18 protein-coding genes and 1 pseudogene are annotated in these 18,269 nt (G+C 59.0%); 14 read left to right on the plus strand and 5 right to left on the minus strand.

Annotated elements, in window-relative coordinates; translation table 11 throughout:
- From ACWHXD_RS15765 to ACWHXD_RS15805, 9 genes are all read left to right on the plus strand, one after another.
- Complete coding sequence (locus tag ACWHXD_RS15765) at nucleotides 1-999, plus strand: acyl-CoA dehydrogenase family protein (RefSeq protein ID WP_098951334.1); 999 nt, start codon at nucleotides 1-3, stop codon at nucleotides 997-999.
- The gene (locus tag ACWHXD_RS15770; RefSeq protein WP_098951333.1) at nucleotides 996-1,754 is read left to right on the plus strand and encodes a PIG-L deacetylase family protein; all 759 of its coding nucleotides are present in this window, start codon (nucleotides 996-998) and stop codon (nucleotides 1,752-1,754) included. Before ACWHXD_RS15765 ends, ACWHXD_RS15770 begins: the two co-directional genes overlap by 4 nt.
- On the plus strand, nucleotides 1,751-2,350 hold the full coding sequence (locus ACWHXD_RS15775; RefSeq protein ID WP_138763582.1) for an SAM-dependent methyltransferase: 600 nt from the start codon (nucleotides 1,751-1,753) through the stop codon (nucleotides 2,348-2,350). The genes ACWHXD_RS15770 and ACWHXD_RS15775 overlap by 4 nt, the downstream gene beginning before the upstream one ends.
- Complete coding sequence (locus tag ACWHXD_RS15780) at nucleotides 2,347-3,006, plus strand: glycosyltransferase family 2 protein (protein ID WP_138763581.1); 660 nt, start codon at nucleotides 2,347-2,349, stop codon at nucleotides 3,004-3,006. The genes ACWHXD_RS15775 and ACWHXD_RS15780 overlap by 4 nt, the downstream gene beginning before the upstream one ends.
- 906 nt (nucleotides 3,007-3,912) lie before the next feature.
- On the plus strand, nucleotides 3,913-4,674 hold the full coding sequence (locus ACWHXD_RS15785; RefSeq protein WP_138763579.1) for a PIG-L deacetylase family protein: 762 nt from the start codon (nucleotides 3,913-3,915) through the stop codon (nucleotides 4,672-4,674).
- A 212-nt stretch (nucleotides 4,675-4,886) separates the two neighbouring features.
- Entirely contained in the window at nucleotides 4,887-7,040 is a 2,154-nt protein-coding gene (locus tag ACWHXD_RS15790) for a TonB-dependent siderophore receptor (protein ID WP_138763577.1), read from the plus strand.
- 156 nt (nucleotides 7,041-7,196) lie between these two features.
- The gene (locus ACWHXD_RS15795) at nucleotides 7,197-8,498 is read left to right on the plus strand and encodes an IS4 family transposase (RefSeq protein WP_499085056.1); all 1,302 of its coding nucleotides are present in this window, start codon (nucleotides 7,197-7,199) and stop codon (nucleotides 8,496-8,498) included.
- 950 nt (nucleotides 8,499-9,448) lie between these two features.
- A complete protein-coding gene (locus ACWHXD_RS15800) occupies nucleotides 9,449-10,141 on the plus strand; it encodes a methyl-accepting chemotaxis protein (RefSeq protein ID WP_256204046.1) in 693 nt (230 codons plus the stop codon).
- A gap of 69 nt (nucleotides 10,142-10,210) precedes the next feature.
- Entirely contained in the window at nucleotides 10,211-10,567 is a 357-nt protein-coding gene (locus ACWHXD_RS15805; RefSeq protein ID WP_057711800.1) for a VOC family protein, read from the plus strand.
- A gap of 78 nt (nucleotides 10,568-10,645) precedes the next feature.
- Here ACWHXD_RS15805 and ACWHXD_RS15810 read toward each other — a convergent pair whose 3' ends face one another.
- Nucleotides 10,646-11,131, minus strand: coding sequence for a DUF2867 domain-containing protein (locus ACWHXD_RS15810; protein ID WP_083610656.1), 486 nt, complete (start codon nucleotides 11,129-11,131; stop codon nucleotides 10,646-10,648).
- 101 nt (nucleotides 11,132-11,232) lie between these two features.
- On the opposite strand from ACWHXD_RS15810, the gene ACWHXD_RS15815 reads away from it, so the two are divergent.
- Together ACWHXD_RS15815 and ACWHXD_RS15820 are read left to right on the plus strand one after the other, a co-directional pair.
- A complete protein-coding gene (locus ACWHXD_RS15815; RefSeq protein WP_032897066.1) occupies nucleotides 11,233-11,493 on the plus strand; it encodes a DUF6429 family protein in 261 nt (86 codons plus the stop codon).
- Between the two features lie 94 nt (nucleotides 11,494-11,587).
- Nucleotides 11,588-12,208, plus strand: a complete 621-nt coding sequence (locus ACWHXD_RS15820; RefSeq protein ID WP_032897064.1) for a LysE family translocator — start codon at nucleotides 11,588-11,590, stop codon at nucleotides 12,206-12,208.
- A 274-nt stretch (nucleotides 12,209-12,482) separates the two neighbouring features.
- Here ACWHXD_RS15820 and ACWHXD_RS15825 read toward each other — a convergent pair whose 3' ends face one another.
- Entirely contained in the window at nucleotides 12,483-12,998 is a 516-nt protein-coding gene (locus ACWHXD_RS15825; RefSeq protein WP_138763648.1) for a GNAT family N-acetyltransferase, read from the minus strand.
- 259 nt (nucleotides 12,999-13,257) lie between these two features.
- Nucleotides 13,258-14,472, minus strand: coding sequence for an aldose 1-epimerase family protein (locus ACWHXD_RS15830; RefSeq protein WP_138763649.1), 1,215 nt, complete (start codon nucleotides 14,470-14,472; stop codon nucleotides 13,258-13,260).
- Between the two features lie 294 nt (nucleotides 14,473-14,766).
- On the opposite strand from ACWHXD_RS15830, the gene ACWHXD_RS15835 reads away from it, so the two are divergent.
- The 3 genes from ACWHXD_RS15835 (at nucleotide 14,767) to ACWHXD_RS15845 (ending at nucleotide 16,223) form a co-directional block, all read left to right on the plus strand.
- Entirely contained in the window at nucleotides 14,767-15,069 is a 303-nt protein-coding gene (locus tag ACWHXD_RS15835) for a hypothetical protein (protein WP_138763650.1), read from the plus strand.
- Between the two features lie 146 nt (nucleotides 15,070-15,215).
- On the plus strand, nucleotides 15,216-15,629 hold the full coding sequence (locus ACWHXD_RS15840) for a hypothetical protein (protein WP_138763651.1): 414 nt from the start codon (nucleotides 15,216-15,218) through the stop codon (nucleotides 15,627-15,629).
- 183 nt (nucleotides 15,630-15,812) lie between these two features.
- Nucleotides 15,813-16,223 carry a hypothetical protein gene (locus ACWHXD_RS15845; RefSeq protein WP_138763652.1) on the plus strand — a complete coding sequence of 137 codons (411 nt, stop codon included), beginning with the start codon at nucleotides 15,813-15,815 and terminating at the stop codon, nucleotides 16,221-16,223.
- A gap of 285 nt (nucleotides 16,224-16,508) precedes the next feature.
- Here ACWHXD_RS15845 and aroQ read toward each other — a convergent pair whose 3' ends face one another.
- Nucleotides 16,509-16,958: a type II 3-dehydroquinate dehydratase gene (gene aroQ / locus ACWHXD_RS15850; RefSeq protein ID WP_032897054.1), complete on the minus strand. Its 450-nt coding sequence runs from the start codon at nucleotides 16,956-16,958 to the stop codon at nucleotides 16,509-16,511.
- A gap of 19 nt (nucleotides 16,959-16,977) precedes the next feature.
- A pseudogene (locus ACWHXD_RS15855) lies at nucleotides 16,978-18,225 on the minus strand (MFS transporter); the annotation flags it as partial.
- Nucleotides 18,226-18,269: the final 44 nt, after the last annotated feature.

Here is an 18,269-nt window from a genome sequence, read left to right on the forward strand (position 1 = left end):
ATGGCCTTGCACGGTTTCCTTCGGGGCTACCGGGGCTATGCCGACACGCAAGCCCTGGGCAATGCGCTGAGGGCCCTTCAAGAGGAAGGCCTTGATCAACTGCCGTTGCCGGGCAGCGGCGATACCCTGGCCCGCTTGAGCCAATTGGCTCAGGTGGCCGGGCATGACCTGCGCCTGTGCAAGTTGTTCGAAGGCCATACCGATGCGCTGGCGATCATTGCCGAACTCGACAGCCCCTTGCCGCCGCTGGGCAGCACCTGGGGCATGTGGGCAGCCGAGCCGCCGACCGCCAAGGTGCGCGTGCGCCGCGACGGCCAGCGATTGCTCGTCGAGGGGCGCAAAGCCTGGTGTTCCGGTGCGGCGGTGGTCAGCCACGGCTTGCTGACGGCCTGGGACGAAGAGGACCGCCAGCAACTGGTGGCCGTGGCGATGGATCAGCCCGGCATCACGGTGACGGATGAAGGTTGGAAGGCGGTGGGCATGGCGGCGACCGGTAGCGTCGACATCCTGTTCAGCGCCGCCAGGGGGATTGCCGTGGGTGGCCCGGGCGACTATCTGTCCCGCCCGGGCTTCTGGCACGGCGGCATTGGCATCGCCGCGTGCTGGTACGGCGCGGCGCAACGCCTGGGTGAAGTGCTGCGCGCCCAATGTGCCACGCGTGCGGAGCCCCATGCGCTGGCCCATCTCGGCGCGGTCGACAGCGCCCTGAACAGTGCCGCCTGCGTGTTACGCGCCAGCGCCGCGCAGATCGACCGCCAGCCACGCGCCGATGCGCGGCAACTGGCGCAACAGACGCGCGCGTGTATCGAAGATACGGTGGAGCAAGTGATCCACCATGTGGGCCGTGCGGTCGGCGCCGGGCCGTATTGCAAGGACCCGCACTTTGCCCAGTTGATGGCGGATTTGCCGGTGTATGTGCGGCAAAGCCATGCCGAACGCGACTTGGCCGCTTTGGGCGAACACGTCGCTGGCGCGCCTACAGGGAGATGGGAGCTATGAGGCCCAATCCGATTGTTGGCCAGGGCACACCGTTAAGCCACTGGCAAAACTCTGAACGGTTGGCCGAGTTGCCACACATCAGCGTGGCGCAGTTGGTGCCGCCAGGGCATCGAGCGGTGATCGTCGCCCCGCACCCGGATGATGAAGTGCTGGGCAGCGGCGGCTTGCTGCAAGGGTTGGCTGCATTGGATCGCCCCATCCAGTTGATCTCCGTCACCGACGGCAGCGCCAGCCACCCTGGCTCCCGGCGCTGGCCGGTGGAGCGCTTGAGCGTGGTGCGCCCGCAGGAATCAGCCCAGGCCCTGCACCGCCTTGGCTTGCCGCTGCACAGTTTGAAATGGCTGCGCGGCGGGTTTGCCGACAGCCATGTGGCCGAGCGCGAAACCCAGCTGTGCGAGTTTATCCAGCGCCACCTCAAGCCCAACGACGTGGTGTTCGCCACGTGGTGCGAGGATGGGCATTGCGATCATGAAGCCGTGGGCCGCGCCAGCGCCAAGGCCGCCAAGGCCGTGGGCGCAGTGTTGTGTGAACTGCCGGTATGGACCTGGCACTGGGCCACCGCCGAAGACCACAAAGTGCCCTGGCATCGGGCGCGCAAAATCCCGCTGACCGCCGAGCAAGTGGCGCGCAAACGCCATGCGATCCACGCCTTTGCCAGCCAATTGGAGGGCGACCCGCAAATCGGCCTGCCTCCGGTGCTGGCGCCCTATGTGGTGGAGCGCTTGCTGCAACCTTTTGAAGTGGTGTTCGTATGAGTGTGGCAACCCCCTACTTCGACCAATTGTTTGCTGGCAATGACGACCCCTGGGCTTTTCGCCAACGCTGGTACGAACAACGCAAGCGCGCCCTGACCTTAGCCATGCTGACACGGCCGCGCTATGCGTCGATATTCGAGCCGGGCTGTGCCAATGGCGAACTGAGTGCCGAGCTGGCGCCACGTTGCGACCGCCTGCTGTGTTGCGACACTGCAAGCGCTGCGGTGCGGCTGGCACAGGCGCGGCTGGAGCGTTTTGCTCATGCCCGCGTGGAGCAGCGCCGCCTGCCGGAGCAATGGCCCAGCGGGCAGTTCGAACTGATCGTATTGAGTGAGCTTTGTTACTACCTTGATGCAAATGATTTGAATCGTCTGATCGATTGCGCCCTCGCCTCCTTGACCGCTGACGGTCAACTCCTGGCCTGCCATTGGCGAGCGCCCATTGACGGTTGCCCGCAAACCGCCGAACAGGTGCACACCGTGCTGCAACAGCGTCTGGGTGGAGCACCGTTGGTCCAGTACCAGGACCCGGACTTCCTGCTCGACCTGTGGAGCCTCGACGGCACCTCGGTCGCTCGCCACGAGGACTTACGATGATCGGTATTCTGATCCCGGCACATAACGAAGAAGCCTGGTTGGATGGTTGCCTGAAGGCTGCGCGAATCGCCGCCGACCATCCTGGCTTGCTGGGTGAAGCGGTACAGATTCTGGTAGTACTCGACAGCTGCAGCGATGCCAGCGCGGCGATAGCTCAGGCCCACCAAGTGCACTGCCTGCACGTGCAGGCCCGCAATGTGGGGCATGCCCGCGGCGTGGGTGCACGGTACTTGCTGGAGCAAGGCGCGCGGTGGATTTCCTGTACCGACGCGGACAGCCGCGTCGCCCCTGACTGGCTGGTGGCCCAACTGGCTCAAGGTTGTGACGCGGTGTGCGGCACAGTCACCGTAGACGCCTGGAGCGAAGGCTTCGACCCGGCTGCGCAGATCCGCTATCACCAGGCCTACCAGGCCCGCGACGGGCATCGGCATATCCACGGTGCCAACCTGGGCGTGAGTGCCCGCGCCTATGTAGAGGCCGGAGGGTTTGAACCGCTGGAATGCCACGAGGATGTACAGCTGGTGCGCGACCTGGAGCGTTGCGGCGCTTCTATTGCCTGGAGCCATGCACCGCAAGTGGTGACCAGCGCGCGCCTGGATTGTCGGGCTGAGGGTGGGTTTGGGGACTATTTGAAGAGCTTGATGCAGGCTGGGTGAAAACGGAAACGCATTCAACAACAGGCCCATCGCAGCATAGGTATCTACACAACTTCGGGTATTGCGCCGAACCTGTGGCGAGGGAGCTTGCTCCCGTGACGACCGGACAACCGATGCTTCTACCTGACGCCCCGAGATCAACCTGTGGGAGCGGGCTTGCTCGCGAAGGCGGCCTGACAGTCAACACAGTTGGACCGGGTACATATCCGTTATTTAGGTAACGGCCACTTAGGGTTCCGCTCTGACAGCGGCTCACTTTTGAACAGCGCAAAAGTAAGCAAAACGCTCTTGCCCCACCACTCGGCACCTCGCTTGGGCTCGGTGTGCCCGAACGCAGGCTTGAATCCGTGGGCCGCCGCCACGCGCCATCCATGGCGCGGGGCGGCTAACCCGGCGTCCTGCCGGGTTACCCACGAATTCAAGCCTGCGTTCGGCCAGCGTGGTTTAACGGGGCGCCTGAGATCAAAAGCAGATCAAGATCAAGAGCGACTCGCTTCGCATCGTGGTTACCGTTGGCTGCTGCAACCTACAAAATTGTGTAGATACCTATGCCCATCGCAGGCAAGCCAGCTCCCACACTGGTCATGTATTGCCCACAAAATCAGCGCCTGGCACAGATCCTTGTGGGAGCTGGCTTGCCTGCGAAGACGTCGGCCCAGCCAACATTGATGGTGAATGACCCACCGTTTTCGCGAGCAAGCCCGCTCCCACAGTTGGATCGTGAGACGCCAGGCTAATCGTCGACTGTTATGTGGCATCGCATCCAAAGTTGTGCAGACACCCATGCCTGTCTATGCTCCTAACGCCTCGCACAGCACTCACCCCAGCGGAGCCTGCGGTGAAGACAAGAGCGTCGTCCCGTCAACGGGGTACGACCCGGTATCAACCGACAAGGATGTGACACCCATGAAGCCTGCCTCCTTAAGCGAAGGCCGCCGCGGCCCCGCGCAAATCTGGAACAGTGCGCCGCAGTTGGCGCAAACCCCCATCATCTCCCTGAACACCCTGGTACCGCGCGGCGCTCGCGTGGTGGTGATCGCCCCGCACCCGGGCGATGAAGTGCTGGCGTGCGGCGGTTTGCTGCAACTGCTCAGCACCCAGGAGCATCCACTGCAATTGATCTCCATCACCGATGGCAGCGCCAGCCATCCGGGCTCTCAAGTATGGCCGGCCAGCCGCTTGAGCGTGGTGCGCCCCCAGGAAAGCGCCGAGGCCCTGCGCCGATTGGGCATGCCCTTGCACAGCCTGAAATGGATTCGTGGCGGGTTTTGTGATGACGCCCTGGCCGCCCGTGAACAGCCCATGAGCCAATTCATCGCGCGCTACCTGCAACCCGGCGACGTGGTGTTTACCACCTGGCGCAACGACGGCAATGACGACCACGATGCCGTTGGCCGCGCGAGTGCCAAGGCGTGCAGCCTGGTGGGTGCGCAGTTGTATGAACTGCCGATCTGGGCCTGGCATTGGCCAGCCCGGGAAAGCGCGGTAATACCCTGGCAACGTGCGCGCAAGGTCCGCCTGGACACCTGGACCGTCGCGCGCAAGCTGCACGCCGCCCATGCCTACGCCAGCCAACTGGTGGGCGACCCGCAGATCGGCTTACCACCGATGCTCGCGCAAATATTGCTGGAACGCATGCGCGAGCCCTACGAAATCCTGTTCACCTGAACACCCCCCTGTAGGAGCGAGCTTGCTCGCGAAAAACCTCAACGATAACGCGGGCTTCCTGAATAAACGCGGCGCCAGTGAGTCTTTCGCGAGCAAGCTCGCTCCTACAGCGTTCGGGCTTTTCCCTACAGACTCAATCTGCCAAACTGATGCGAATAATTATCAACAGATTTATTATTCGCCACGGACGGCGCTTGGGGAGCCCTACTTTCATGTCTGTGCAACAATGCGGCGGCAACGTTTTTACACCCAGTCTGATGGCAATCACTATCGCTCTAGCAACCTCCAATGCGGCCATGGCCGCCGACGCCGAAGCCCCTGCCACCATTGAGCTGGGCGCCACCCAGGTCTCCGGCCAACAGCTTGGCGCAACCACCGAAGGCAGCGAGTCGTACACCACCGGCTCGATGAAGACCGCAACCAAACTGCCACTGACCCTGCGCGAAACCCCGCAGGCCGTCACCGTGATCACGCGCCAGCGCATGGATGACCAGGCCATGACCAGCATCAACGACGTGGTCAACGCCACGCCGGGGCTGTTCCTCAATTACTCCAACGGCCCTGGCCGACAAGGCTTTACCGCACGCGGGTTCGATATCGACAACCTCATGTATGACGGTATCCCCAGCGGCTACAACGGTGCCTCGGTAGGCGCCCAGCCGAACCTGGCAATGTTCGACCGTGTCGAAGTGGTGCGCGGCGCTACCGGCCTGGTGACCGGCGCGGGCAACCCTTCGGCCGCCATCAACCTGATCCGCAAGCGGCCACTGGACGAGCAGAAAGTCACGCTCACCGGCGCCGTCGGCAGCTGGGACGACTACCGAGGCGAGCTCGACGCCTCCAGCCCACTCAATGACAGCGGCACCTGGCGCGGTCGCGTCGTCACCTCTTACAGGGATGCCAACAGCTTCATCGACAAGGCTGAACAGGATCACGGCCTGTTCTATGCCGTCACCGAAGCCGACCTGGGCGAAGACACCACCCTAACCCTCGGTTACTCGAACCAAAAGGACAAGACCAACTACTTCTGGGGCGCTTCGATGGTCGGCCTCGATGGCCGCCACCTGGACCTGTCGCGCTCTTACAACCCAGGCACCGATTGGGAAAACAAGGACCAGGAAATCAACACCGCGTTCGCCGAGCTGCGCCAGCGCCTGGCCAATGACTGGAGCCTGCAGGTCAACGCCAACTATGCCGAACAGAACGCCCTGTTCTCCGGCTCCTACCAATCGCGCTGGACCAACAGCACCCTGGGCCGCACGGTGTACCAGGCCAGCTACGATGAAAACCAGGCCGGGCTCGACGCCTTCGCCAGCGGCCCGTTCGAGGCGTTCGGCCGTGCCCATGAACTGGTGGTGGGCGCCAGCAAGCGCATCTACGACATGACCACCCACAACTACAGCCCGTACGACCTCAACTGGCCGATCAACGCCGGCAAGCCGAACTTCACCCGCACCAACAATGTGCGCGAAGTCACCACCCAAGACGGTTTCTACCTGACCAGCCGCCTGAGCCTGGCTGACCCGCTGAAGCTGATCCTCGGCGCTCGCCTGGACTGGTACGACTACGACAACCGTGATGCCGCCGGCGACTACAAAGTCACCCGTAACCTCACCCGCTACGCCGGCCTGATCTACGACCTGGACGACCAGCATTCGGTATACGTGAGCTACAGCGACATCTTCACGCCGCAAAAGGAAAAGAGCACAGCCGGCACCCCACTCAAGCCCATCGTCGGTAAAAATTATGAAGTTGGCGTCAAAGGCGAATACTTCGGTGGCACGCTCAATGCCAGCGTGGCGTTGTTCCGCGTCGACCAGGAAAACCGCGCCGTGCCGGTGGTGGTGCCCAACTGCCCACAGGCGTCCTGTGCCGAAGCCTCGGGCGAAATCCGCAGCCAGGGTATCGACTTCGAACTGCAAGGCGCCTTGACTGAAAACTGGCAGGTCGGCGGCGGCTATACCTATGCGCGCACCCACACCATCAAGGACGACGCCAACCCGCAGAAGGTCAACAAGCAGTTCGATACCGACATCCCGGAACATCTGTTCAAAGTGACCACCCGCTACAACTTCCAGGGCCCGCTGGAAAAACTCCGAGTCGGCGGCAATATCTCCTGGCAGAGCCGCATGTACAACGACATCAAGCTCGCGGACGGCAGCAACTATCGGCTCCAGCAAGGCGGCTACGCCGTCACCGACTTGATGGCGGGCTATCGGGTCAATCAGCACCTGGACCTGCAGCTCAACGCCAACAACATCTTTGATCGCCACTACTACCAGTCCATCTCCAACTCAGTGACTTATGGCGGCGACTCCTATGGCAGCCCCCGCAACATGATGCTGACTGCCAAGTACAGCTTCTGAGGCTCACGGCAACCTCGGCTGCCCGCTCGGGCAGCCGTTCTTAAAGTCATCCCTTTCAAGGTCTTCGGTAAAATCCCCTGAAATTTCATTCAGGGATCCCAAACGATGTGGGCCGATGTTCTAGCGCGTTTCGAGAAAAAAGCACCTGCCAGCGTCATGGCCAAATTGGCGCTGGAACAAGCTATTGCCCCTGAGTGGGTCGATCAGGTCTTCGAAGAACATCGGCAACGGCAGTATTCTCGTGAACTACTGTTCTCGACCATAATCAAGCTGATGTCCCTTGTTTCATTGGGCTTGAAGCCATCCCTGCACGCCGCCGCGCGGCAACTGGAAGATCTCCCTGTCAGCTTGGCGGCGCTTTACGACAAGATCAGTCGTACTGAACCCGCGCTATTGCGCGCTCTGGTCACCGGTAGTGCGCAACGACTGACTCCAACCATCAAAGAACTGGGTTGCACGACGATGCTGCCGGACTGGCAGGTTCGCGTGGTAGATGGCAATCACCTGGCATCCACTGAGAAGCGTCTGGGGGCTTTACGCCAGGAGCGAGGTGCGGCTCGTCCCGGTTTTTCGGTAGTGGTCTACGATCCTGATCTCGATCAGGTCATCGACCTTCAGGCATGTGAGGATGCCTACGCCAGCGAGCGCGTTTGCGTGTTGCCTCTGTTGGCTAATGCTGAACCGGGCCAGGTGTGGCTGGCTGACCGACTCTACTGCACGCTTCCGGTAATGGAAGCTTGTGAGCAGGTCCAGACGTCCTTTGTCATTCGCCAGCAAGCCAAACATCCACGCCTGATTCAAGAGGGTGAGTGGCAAGAACCCGTGCCTGTGGAAACAGGCTCTGTGCGTGAGCAGATCATCCAGGTCAGAGGCGGTTACCAATGTCGGCGCGTCGAACTGACGCTTCATTCGCCAACAGACTCGGGTGACAGCAGCTTGATGTTCTGGAGCAACTTGCCTGAAAACGTCAGCGCTGAGCAGATCGCGCAACTCTATCGCCGCCGCTGGAGCATTGAAGGTATGTTCCAGCGACTGGAAGCGATCCTGGAAAGTGAAATCGAAACTCTCGGCAGCCCAGAGGCCGCCTTGCTCGGGTTCACTACGGCAGTGTTGGCCTACAACGTCCTGGCCGTACTCAAGCGAAGCGTGGAGCAAGCCCATCGGGAGACCCAGCCTGATGGCTGGGAAGCCTCGATCTATCACTTGGCGGTCCAGGTCAGGAGTGGTTATGAGGGAATGCAGATTGCACTGCCCTCGGAATATCTTCCCGCCATCCCTGTGGAAAAGTTGGCCCAGCGTTTGTTGGAGCTGGCCAGAAACATCCAACCCAAACAAGTTGCGAAAAGTCCCCGCGGCCCCAAGGTGCCTAAACCCAAGACATGGGTGCAAGGCACGGCGGTGAATGCGCATGTTTCAACAGACAGGGTAATCAAGGCTGCCAAAACGAAAAGACCTTGAAAGGGCTGGTTCTTAAAGTCCCGCACCCGCGTGCCGATAACGCGTGGGTAACCGGCGACAATCCTTAACATCTGCTTGACTCCACAGCGGAGCGCCTGTGTGGCACACCGCGTGCTTGCTTGACCTCGACGCCCCCTCTCATGGAGTAAGAGTGAATGCCCGTCCGTTTTCTAGAGCACTATCGCAAGGCCGACCGCATCATGCTGGCACTGATCTGGTTAATGCTGCTGTTCTCCCTCGGCCTGGCGTTCTGGCACGACACCCTCATGCAGGCCGTGATCGTCGGGGGAGGCACCGGCGTGGTGCTCACGGCGCTGTACCGCGTCATCGGCGGCACCCGCGTGATGCGCTGTGCACTGGGTGCCGGCTTGATGGTGATGGCGGCGTTGCACATCAACCAGGCGCACGGGGTGATCGAATCCCACTTCGGCATTTTCGCGCTGTTGGCAGTGCTGACCTTCTACCGTGACTGGCTGCCGATCCTGGTAGCGGCGCTCACCATCGCGGTGCATCACGTGGTGTTCCATGCCTTGCAGCATCAGGGCTTCCCGGTGTTTGTGATGGAGCATCACGGCGGCTGGACGATGGTCTTCGTCCACGCCTTTTATGTGGTGATGGAGACCGTCGCCCTGCTCTACCTCGCCGTCCATAGCCAGGCCGAAGCGGTGGAGAGCCAGGAAATGCTGGAGAAGATGCTCGCCGTTACCTCGCAGTTCACCGTGGAAACCGCCCAAGGTGAAAGCAAGGCCCACGTGTCCCTCGCCAAGCGGTTCGACCACTTCCTGCAGCAACTCACCCACCTGATCGACGGCGTCGCCCGCGACTCCCATGGCCTGGGCCAGCTCGGCCAGGAACTGGCCAGCGCCAGCGGCACCCTGGAAAAAGGCGCACGGCATCAACTGGCACAGATCGGCGAGATGACCGGCTCGATGCAGCGCATGGAAGACGCCATGGGCCACATTACGGTGCAAGTCGAACAGGCCGTGGAACATGCGGGCCAGGCCAGCCAGCAGATTGTGCGCGGCCAGGAAAGCGTCGGCCGCGCCCAGCATGAAATCAGCCAACTGGCTTCGCGCATCAACGGCACGGAGTCGACCGTAGAATCCCTGGCGGTGCAGGCCGAACAAATCGGCTCGGTGCTGGAAGTGATCAGCAGCATCGCCAACCAGACCAACCTGCTGGCCCTCAACGCCGCCATCGAAGCCGCCCGCGCCGGCGAGCAAGGCCGTGGCTTTGCCGTGGTGGCCGATGAAGTGCGTAGCCTGGCCCAGCGCACCGCCCTGTCCACCCAGGAAATCAAGAGCATCATCGAGGGCCTGCAACACGGCAGCCGCCAAGCCGTCGAAGCCATGCACGCCAGCCGCGAAGGCGTAGAGCGCTGCGTGGCCGACAGCCAAGAGGCGGTGGACATGCTACGGGCGGTGGGCGAGGACATCGCGCACATCGACCAACTCAACGGCCACATTGTCACCACCACCCGCGAGCAGACCTCGGCCAACCTGGAGATCGTCGAGCGCTTGCAATCGGTGCAAAGCATCGCCCAGAACACCGCCGACGACGTCGAGACACTCGCGCGTAGCAGCGAACGTCTGCCACCGATCGCGGTGCGGCTGGATGCGTTGGGGCGCAGGTTTCATCCTTGAACGCGTGGGAAATGGACAGGCACGGATCCGCTACACTCGCGGCCTAAGATACGAGCCGCGGAGGCCACCATGAGCACAGCCGGTAAAGACAGACAGATCGACAATATTGAGTTCAACGTAAGCGACATCGCCCGCAGTAAAGCCTTTTACGGCGCTGCATTCGGCTGGACGTTCGTCGACTACGGCCCCACCTACAGCGAATTCAGCGATGGCCGGCTCACGGGCGGTTTCACCACCGGCGAGCCTGTGCGACCGGGCGGGCCCTTGGTTATCTTGTATGCCGATGACTTGGACAGTGTGCAGCAGCGGCTTCAACAGCTGGGCGCGGTGATTACTCGCCAGACGTTTGCGTTTCCAGGAGGCCGCAGGTTCCACTTCACCGATCCAGATGGGTATGAACTGGCGGTGTGGAGCGTTGCGCTGTGATCCAGCGCTTTAGCTGTATCGTTAAAGCGCGAAAGCTCTGACGGAGAATAAATTGTGTTGAGGGAGTCTTTTCTAGATTCAAAGCTGTTGCAGCTTGCGCTGCAAGCGGGTCATTAGCCGATTGACGATCAGCTTGTGCGCCGGCCCCACCGGCAGCATGTAGAGGCGCCCAAAGGTGTTGTGGGTGATCACCGATGAAGTGATCGTAAGCACACGATCAGCAAGTGAAAGGCAAATCATCACATCCAGGTGCCGGTCACGCTCGGTCAGCACCAGCCTATCCGGCGCGCAGTCCTCCACCAGGAAAAAATCAAGCCGCTCACCCGCTTGCACCGTCACGCGCCGATTGCCGGAGAACCCGCCGATGCGCTTAACGCCAAACCTTGAAGAAATCCCATCTCTGATCCTAAAGGCCAATTTTAACAGCGGTCCCGTTTCGGCGGTCATGATGTTCCAGGCATCCAGCGCGCTGATCTCAGTCGACAATGGCACCGACCTGCAATCGTAATAATTGAGTTCAGACGGTGCACCCAACGTGTGACTGACAGAGTGAGTCGCCAAGATTTTTCGTCCATGATCAAAACCGGGATTGGCATCATAACTCTTCAAGCGAAATGCTGCGCTAAGCTAGACAGGGTCTGTGGAATTCAAGCGGAGTACCCATTATGGAATACGACGAAAAACGGATTGAGGAAACCGTACTTGCCCTGCTGACCACCTTCAGTTTTGATAAGGGCAACTCATGGAAAGGTTACGACTTTCAGATAATGAACCGACTCCATGAGCAAGGCTTTATCCGAAATCCGGTAAACAAAAGCAAATCCATTTGGCTGACGCCGGAAGGCTTGGAACGGGGCCGGCACATCGCGGATCAATTGTTTGGTGCAGCACCTGAAGCCGAGCGCTTATCCAACCCGGACACCTGAAGCGCTAGCGGAGCTTAAGCCCAGCCACGAATTGTTAAACCGTGCTTTATGCCTTTATCCTCCAGACTCCCCGACCTGCCAATCCGGAGCCGCCATGGACCTCGCCACCCTCGCCCTCTTCCTCCCCGCCTGCTTCGCCCTGAACATGGCCCCCGGCCCCAATAACCTGCTGTCGGTAAGTAACGCTACCCGCTACGGTTACCGCACCTCCTGTCTCGCCGGTCTCGGTCGCCTGTTGGCCTTCGCTGGCATGATCGCCCTCGCTTCCGCCGGGTTGGCGGTGGTGCTGCAAACCTCAGAGTTGTTGTTCTACGGGATCAAGATTCTCGGCGCTGCGTATCTGTTTTACCTGGCGTATCAGCTATGGCGCGCAGACCCGCAGCAGCAGGTGGACACCGCGACGACTAAGGTAGGCCTGTGGGCCTTGGCACGGCAGGAGTTTCTGGTGGCGGCAGGCAACCCCAAAGCCATCCTGATCTTCACCGCCTTCCTCCCGCAATTCGTGGTGCCCGGCCAACCCGTCACTGCGCAATTTGCCCTGCTGGGTGTGATGTTCCTGGCTTTGGAATGGGTCGCCATTAGCGCCTACGCCTATATGGGCCTGCATATGCGTCGCTGGTTTGCCGAGCCGAAGGGCAAGCGCCTGTTCAATCGCTGCTGCGCGGGTTTGTTGTCAGCGGCGGCGGCGGTGTTGTTGACTGCGCGCAGGGCATGAGTGAGGTGGGAGTGCCCCTGGCAGCCGACGCCGATCTAACTGACGCGGCGCGATCTAAATGTGGGAGCTGGCTTGCCTGCGATGGCGGTGGTTCAGTTGAAAATTCAGTGACTGACACACCGCCTTCGCGGGCAAGCCAGCTCCCACAGGGGATCTGTGCCAGGCACTGATTTTGACGGCAATGCATGACCAATGTGGGAGCGGGCTTGCTCGCGAAGGCGGCCTGGCAGCCGACGACGATTCAACTGATGCCCAAGTTGCGTAGATACCTGTGCTATCTCAACGGCAAACCATACCTCACCTCCACCAGCGCAACACCGCCCCTTTCAAGATCGCGCTCAGTCCCGGCCTCCTCCACACACCCCGCCCGGCGATAAAATCGAATAGCCCGTTCATTACCGGCCAAGACCCACAGCGTTAAACGCTCATAGCCTTGCGCCAATAGGTCCTGCAAGCCGGCTTTCCACAAGGCCAGCCCAACGCCGGTTTGCCAATGCTCGGCGAGCACGTAGATGGCCATGACCTCACCAGCCTTTGCCTGGACGGCGTCTTCGTCACGGCTGGCGCCAACGGATATCCAGCCGACAATCTGCTGGCCCACCTCGGCAACCCATACCGTCGACTCACCCAAGGCAAGCGAGCGAACCCAATGGGCTTCGCGCCTAGCCAGGGTTGCTTGCAACCCGCTCAAGAACTGGGCGGGCATCAAGTCACGGTAGGCGTCTTGCCAACTGCTGATATGCACCTGGGCAATGGCTTTTGCGTCGGCGGGTAAGGCCCTGCGAATCATGGAGATGCTCCTGAAATACGGTTATTTCAGTATGCATGCCCGTCGATGACAGAAAGCCCTGCGCTGAACACCGCCCAATATCAATACCAACCTCAATGTAGGAGCGAGCTTGCTCGCGAAGAACTTCAACGATAACGCGGGCTTGCTGAGTGAACGCGGCGCCTGTGGGTTTTTCGCGAGCAAGCTCGCTCCTACAGCTGCAGGGCGATTCCGGCGTCGATGAAGAACGCCGGGCCCCGCGTGAAAGCTCCAGCCAACATCACCCCTTGGTCAAATCCACCAAAGGCGTCTGCCGCACCTCAGTCTCCCGCCCACCCTGAATCTCGCTGACCTGCTTCAAAGCCTTATCAACAGCCGCCTTATCCGCCAACAAGCTGTAGCTGATACGGAACTGCTTATGTTCCTTCGCCCCGATCGTAGGCACCAGGTTCAATGGCCGCTGATAACGACGGTTGTACGAAAAACTCGTCCCCGGCTCCAGCCCCGTGACATAGCCCTGCCCTTGGGTATCAGTGTTCTTCCACAGGGAAAACACCGGCAGTGTCTGCGTATTGAAACCCACCGAAACCCCCAGGCTGCCGGCCTTGTTATGCAACACCGTCAAGGTATCGCCCTTGGCATCGGCATACGGCACCACGTTGTAGACCGTTTCGTCATAGTCCTTGGTCGGGGCACGATAGGTTTGCCAGTCTGCCAGTTCGCCCTTGGCCTTGTCGTTGAACGGCGACACCTGCTTCACCGGCGCAACGAAACGCGCGCCCTGCTCCAGGAACGGCGTGCTGAAGTTACTGTGATACAGCGCCTGGTATTCCTTCGGATAATCACCATTGTTGGTCAGCGTGTCGTTGAGAGCGAACACCACACTGCCAGGCTCGGTGACCAGTTCGGTCGCAACAGAAAAATCGACCTTCTTGAACGCCTGCTCTTTCAACTCGCCGCGCAGGGTGATGGCGTACGGCGGTTTTTCATCGATATGCAGGGTGACTTTATTCGCAGGAATATTGGCCGCCCGCCCGTGCAGGGTCAGCAACTCGCCGTTGTCGATGCCAGGGTGCCCGACCCATTCGTAGCCGCAGCGGGTGACCAGCTCATTGAAACCCTCCAGCCAACCCAAACCACCACGGCCATTGAGTTCGATAAAGGACGGATTCACCACTTCCTTGACCGGCGAATCCCAACCCATACGCACATCGCCAACCGACGCCTGCAACACGTTCATGCCACGCGTCGGCACTACCGAGAGCTTCATCGTGCCGTTATTAATATCGACAATGCTCACGCCCTCCTGCCGACCACCGTGCAGGGTGCGCAGGGTAACGCTGAAGGGTTTGTCGGTTTGGATGCCAAGCTGCTGGCTGGTGACCTGCCAGTTCTGGGCGGCTTTGTCGGTATCGAGCAGCACGTAATCCCAGGCCAGGGCGTGGGAGGCGGCAGAGAATGCGCTGAGGGCAACGATGAGTTTTAGCGGGGTCATGGCGGTGGCCTTTATTGGAGTTGTTTGCGATTTATAAACTCGATGAAACGTTTCAGCAAGCTTAAAAAGCGTAGTCGTACGGGGAAATGCCACGAAGGAGATGAGACTAGCCTAGGGAGACTGAAGCAAAAAAGTGGGATGAGCGGCGTATGAGCTTCAGACCATCCGTGCCGGTTACAACCTTGGCGTTGCTAGTCGGCTGCAATGACATTTATAGTCCCCCGGTCACCCACGTGGCGACCAGGTTTGGCGACCTGCTTATCGGTAAATCATTGCATTTATCGGAGTTTCAAAATGGAAAGATATATCCCTCTTACTGGCATCGAACGGGTTCCAGCCTCCCTTCTCATTGACTCGCAAGCACCGCTCGACGTGCTTCAAGCGATGGCTGACTACCGTATTCGTACCGTGACTCAAGTATTGGAAAACATCGCTTTTCGGGGTGAGGTGGAGGCTGATTGCGTGGTGCTTTCGGATTTTGCGCAGTTGCTGGCGATACCGTTGCGGGATGGGTGTGATTTGATGGAGGTTATTGGGCAGCGGTTGCAGAAGGAGGTTTCCGAGGTGGAGGTTGCGTCTGCCGCGACCGTTAGCTAGTGGATGATCTCCGCGCGCTGGAATCGAAAAGGCCAGCGCGTGGGGATTAGAGTGAGCGTCGTCTCATCGGCTGCAATCGGCCAAAAGCAGCCATTGCGACGATGCAGTACGATACACGCCTGCCGGTAGATCATAAGAGCTAACCCATGCAATTCCTTGGTTTCGTGTTCGGGCATATCGAGGTTGAGATTCACGACCGTGCCTACGATCTGCATAATTTCTACCGAGCCAGCGTTATCAATTACGACATCGTGGATAGGTCGGCTGTACTTATCTTTACTCGACGGACTGAAGCTTGGGTGCCAGCCGAAGAGGCACGCAAGATTACTATCAGCTTCCATGAGGTCGATTACTTTTCAGCAAGTGGGCGGGATGTACACCCAATTGAAGGCGACGGTAGTGTTATCCATTCGATTGGAGCCGTGGTGTCCGACGCCGAGACACAAACCTTTTATCTCACAGATAACATCCAACCAGATCATCACCTTGTCATGTCTTTCGAGTCTGGTCTGACATTACGAGTACAAGCCGCTGAAGCACGATGCGAAATCGTTTTCTGAACGGAATAAATTCTGGCCCTCGACGTCTGCTATGGGTCGAAAGACGTCTTTCGGTAAAGACATCGGAACGTCGCTACGCCCCGCGCGGAGCGGGTAGCAGCGTGGAGATGGGAATCGCCCGAGTCGTTGCGCGTTTGATAGGTCATCGTCATTCTGTAAGCGACGATTTCTGAGGAGATTGAAGTGGACATTGACCGTCTGTTAAAAAAGCGGCAACTGAACGTGCAAGAGCAAAATGCTCTTGTGGCCCACACACTCATGGTAACCGCCAAAGCTTGGTTGGCCAGAGGGATTCCCCTAGCCTTAAAAAAATATGGCGAGTCGAAAGGCATTAGATGGTCAGAAACCGTAGTACTGGATCTTGAAGTCGACTTTCCCGGTATGCCCAGCCTTTATGGTCTTTTGCTCACTCACGCAGAGCGGTTCATAGAGTTTGAAATTGATACCGATGACACTCATAGGTACGTGAAATCGGTGAGTCAATGGGAGGATGTTTCTGTTAATCAGGACTACGCGCCCCGCAAGCGCGGTACTGGAAAGGGCTTCGCAGCAATTGCTCTTCAGGTGAGGCGCGAACTCCTATGCGGCTTGTAGGCGTGAATCACAGAAGCTGAGATTCCATTGTTGATCGGAAGCCGCTTTTCGCCGATTTCTTCCGGCAACTGGTGTCCCCATTGGGTCGAAAACTGCCGATCGTGAACGGCGGAAATCGACCCGAAGCGTGGTAATCCACAATTTTCTGGCTCTAGGCAGTGCCAGCAAACAACTATCAATCCTCGCAGACTCGGCTACACCGTAAACATGAGCCAGCGTGGATTGAGAGCGCTTACTCAACAGATACCACGCACCGCTAGCAGATCACTGGGCCGGGCGTCTCGGTTAGGCGTTTGATTGTTCCAGGCAGCTTGCATAGTGCTGTATCGCCATTCGATACCCATCAGTGCCGAACCCTGCGAGCACGCCTTTGGCAACGCGTGACACGTAGGAAAAGTGCCTGAAATCTTCACGCCTGTGGACATTTGAGATATGAACCTCAATCACCGGTACCTCGGCTGCAATCAATGCATCGTGGATGGCTGCCGATGTATGGGTCCATGCTCCTGGATTGATCACAATCCCCGCTATCCTTCTACGTGCGTGGTGAATCCATTCAATCATTTGCCCTTCGTGATTGGTTTGCTGAAACTCAATTACAAGCCCAAGTCCTTCGCCGTACTGACGACACGTCTGCTCAACGTCGGCCAATGTTTCCGACCCATACACCTCGGGCTCTCTCAATCCCAACATGTTCAGGTTAGGGCCGTTCAAAACCAGGATGGTTTTCATCATTTAATCCTCGCCAGTCGCTTCAATTCTTTACGGTACTCATGGCTGCCAGACGTGCTTTATGATATTCGCCGGCTTCTGTGGATTGGGCATCGCGGTTACCGAGGTCGGCTGTAGGAATTCGAGAGGTCTCGGGCGCGCACCAGGCCGCGATACCAGCTAGCAACGTGCACACACAGGCGATCCCACCGACAATCAAGGGTATGTTTTGAGTCCCAGGGCCTGCGATCAGGGCAAACAGAGCAGGTAACATTGCGGTGATGAACAGTCCGCTGTTTTGCGAAATTGCCATTCCCGACACGCGGTAACGTGTTTCAAATTGCTCTGGGAAGAAGGATGGGAACACCGCGTTGTAGCCCTGGTAGATCATTCCCCACATCAGCAGTGAGGCGCCGAAAGCGAGCGGGAGGCTGTGAATGCTGATTGCGTATAAATAAGCAAAGGACATCAGCCCGCAACCAAAGGCGCTTGCGATGATCAGAGGCCGGCGCCCAACCTTGTCAGAAAGATTGCCCACGAAAGGGATGCACAGCACCGCCACGATATTGCCAACGACCGGGATCCACAGGTACACGCTTTTATCGAAACCGATGCCATAGGCAGGTTGCACCGCATAGGCCGCTCCAAACACGGTCGTAATGACTGGAATAACATTCATCAACGAAACCCCAACGACCACCAGCATGCCTCTCCAGCTGTGTTTGAAAGCTCCGATAACCGGCGATTCAGACTTCTCATCTTTCTTTGTTTGCTCTACGAATACTGGCGGTTCCTCAACTTCCCGGCGAATGATAAAGCCAGCGATCAGCACCACAGCGCTCAAAAGAAAGGGAATACGCCAGCCCCAGCTATTGAAGGCTTCATCGGACATGAAATAGGCCAGAGGCAGGAAAATGGCTGCTGCGAGTACCTGACCTGCCTGTACCCCTTGAAGTGTGTAGCTGCCGAAGTATCCTCTTCGTCCTTGGGGTGCATGCTCCAGAATCATTGAGCTGGCTCCCGAGATCTCTCCCGCTACAGCAAACCCCTGCACCAGTCGCAGAACTACTAGCAGGATAGGTGCCCATATACCAATCTGGTGGTAGGTCGGCAGCAGGCCTACCGCCATGGTGGCGAATCCCATCAGGAACATGCATAGCAGCAGTACGTTCTTGCGTCCTCGAGTATCACCCCAGTGCCCCAAGAAGAACGCGCCGATAGGGCGAGCAATGTACCCAACCCCGTAAGTCGCCATAGCCGCCACGATGGCAATCTTTGGATCGGTTGAGGGTGTCAATGGCCATTAATTTTGACCCACTTTTGGCCAATAGAATT

It is taken from the genome of Pseudomonas fjordensis, from assembly GCF_976987115.1.

Coding starts and splice junctions, on each gene's coding strand:
- ACWHXD_RS15840 (WP_138763651.1), top strand. CDS start 15,216: ATGCAATTCCTTGGTTTCGTGTTCGGGCATATCGAGGTTGAGATTCAC.
- ACWHXD_RS15830 (WP_138763649.1), bottom strand. CDS start 14,472: ATGACCCCGCTAAAACTCATCGTTGCCCTCAGCGCATTCTCTGCCGCC.
- ACWHXD_RS15795 (WP_499085056.1), top strand. CDS start 7,197: ATGGCCAAATTGGCGCTGGAACAAGCTATTGCCCCTGAGTGGGTCGAT.
- ACWHXD_RS15785 (WP_138763579.1), top strand. CDS start 3,913: ATGAAGCCTGCCTCCTTAAGCGAAGGCCGCCGCGGCCCCGCGCAAATC.
- ACWHXD_RS15765 (WP_098951334.1), top strand. CDS start 1: ATGGCCTTGCACGGTTTCCTTCGGGGCTACCGGGGCTATGCCGACACG.
- ACWHXD_RS15800 (WP_256204046.1), top strand. CDS start 9,449: ATGGGCCACATTACGGTGCAAGTCGAACAGGCCGTGGAACATGCGGGC.
- ACWHXD_RS15790 (WP_138763577.1), top strand. CDS start 4,887: ATGTCTGTGCAACAATGCGGCGGCAACGTTTTTACACCCAGTCTGATG.
- ACWHXD_RS15775 (WP_138763582.1), top strand. CDS start 1,751: ATGAGTGTGGCAACCCCCTACTTCGACCAATTGTTTGCTGGCAATGAC.
- ACWHXD_RS15815 (WP_032897066.1), top strand. CDS start 11,233: ATGGAATACGACGAAAAACGGATTGAGGAAACCGTACTTGCCCTGCTG.
- aroQ (WP_032897054.1), bottom strand. CDS start 16,958: ATGATGAAAACCATCCTGGTTTTGAACGGCCCTAACCTGAACATGTTG.
- ACWHXD_RS15820 (WP_032897064.1), top strand. CDS start 11,588: ATGGACCTCGCCACCCTCGCCCTCTTCCTCCCCGCCTGCTTCGCCCTG.
- ACWHXD_RS15825 (WP_138763648.1), bottom strand. CDS start 12,998: ATGATTCGCAGGGCCTTACCCGCCGACGCAAAAGCCATTGCCCAGGTG.
- ACWHXD_RS15835 (WP_138763650.1), top strand. CDS start 14,767: ATGGAAAGATATATCCCTCTTACTGGCATCGAACGGGTTCCAGCCTCC.
- ACWHXD_RS15780 (WP_138763581.1), top strand. CDS start 2,347: ATGATCGGTATTCTGATCCCGGCACATAACGAAGAAGCCTGGTTGGAT.
- ACWHXD_RS15805 (WP_057711800.1), top strand. CDS start 10,211: ATGAGCACAGCCGGTAAAGACAGACAGATCGACAATATTGAGTTCAAC.
- ACWHXD_RS15770 (WP_098951333.1), top strand. CDS start 996: ATGAGGCCCAATCCGATTGTTGGCCAGGGCACACCGTTAAGCCACTGG.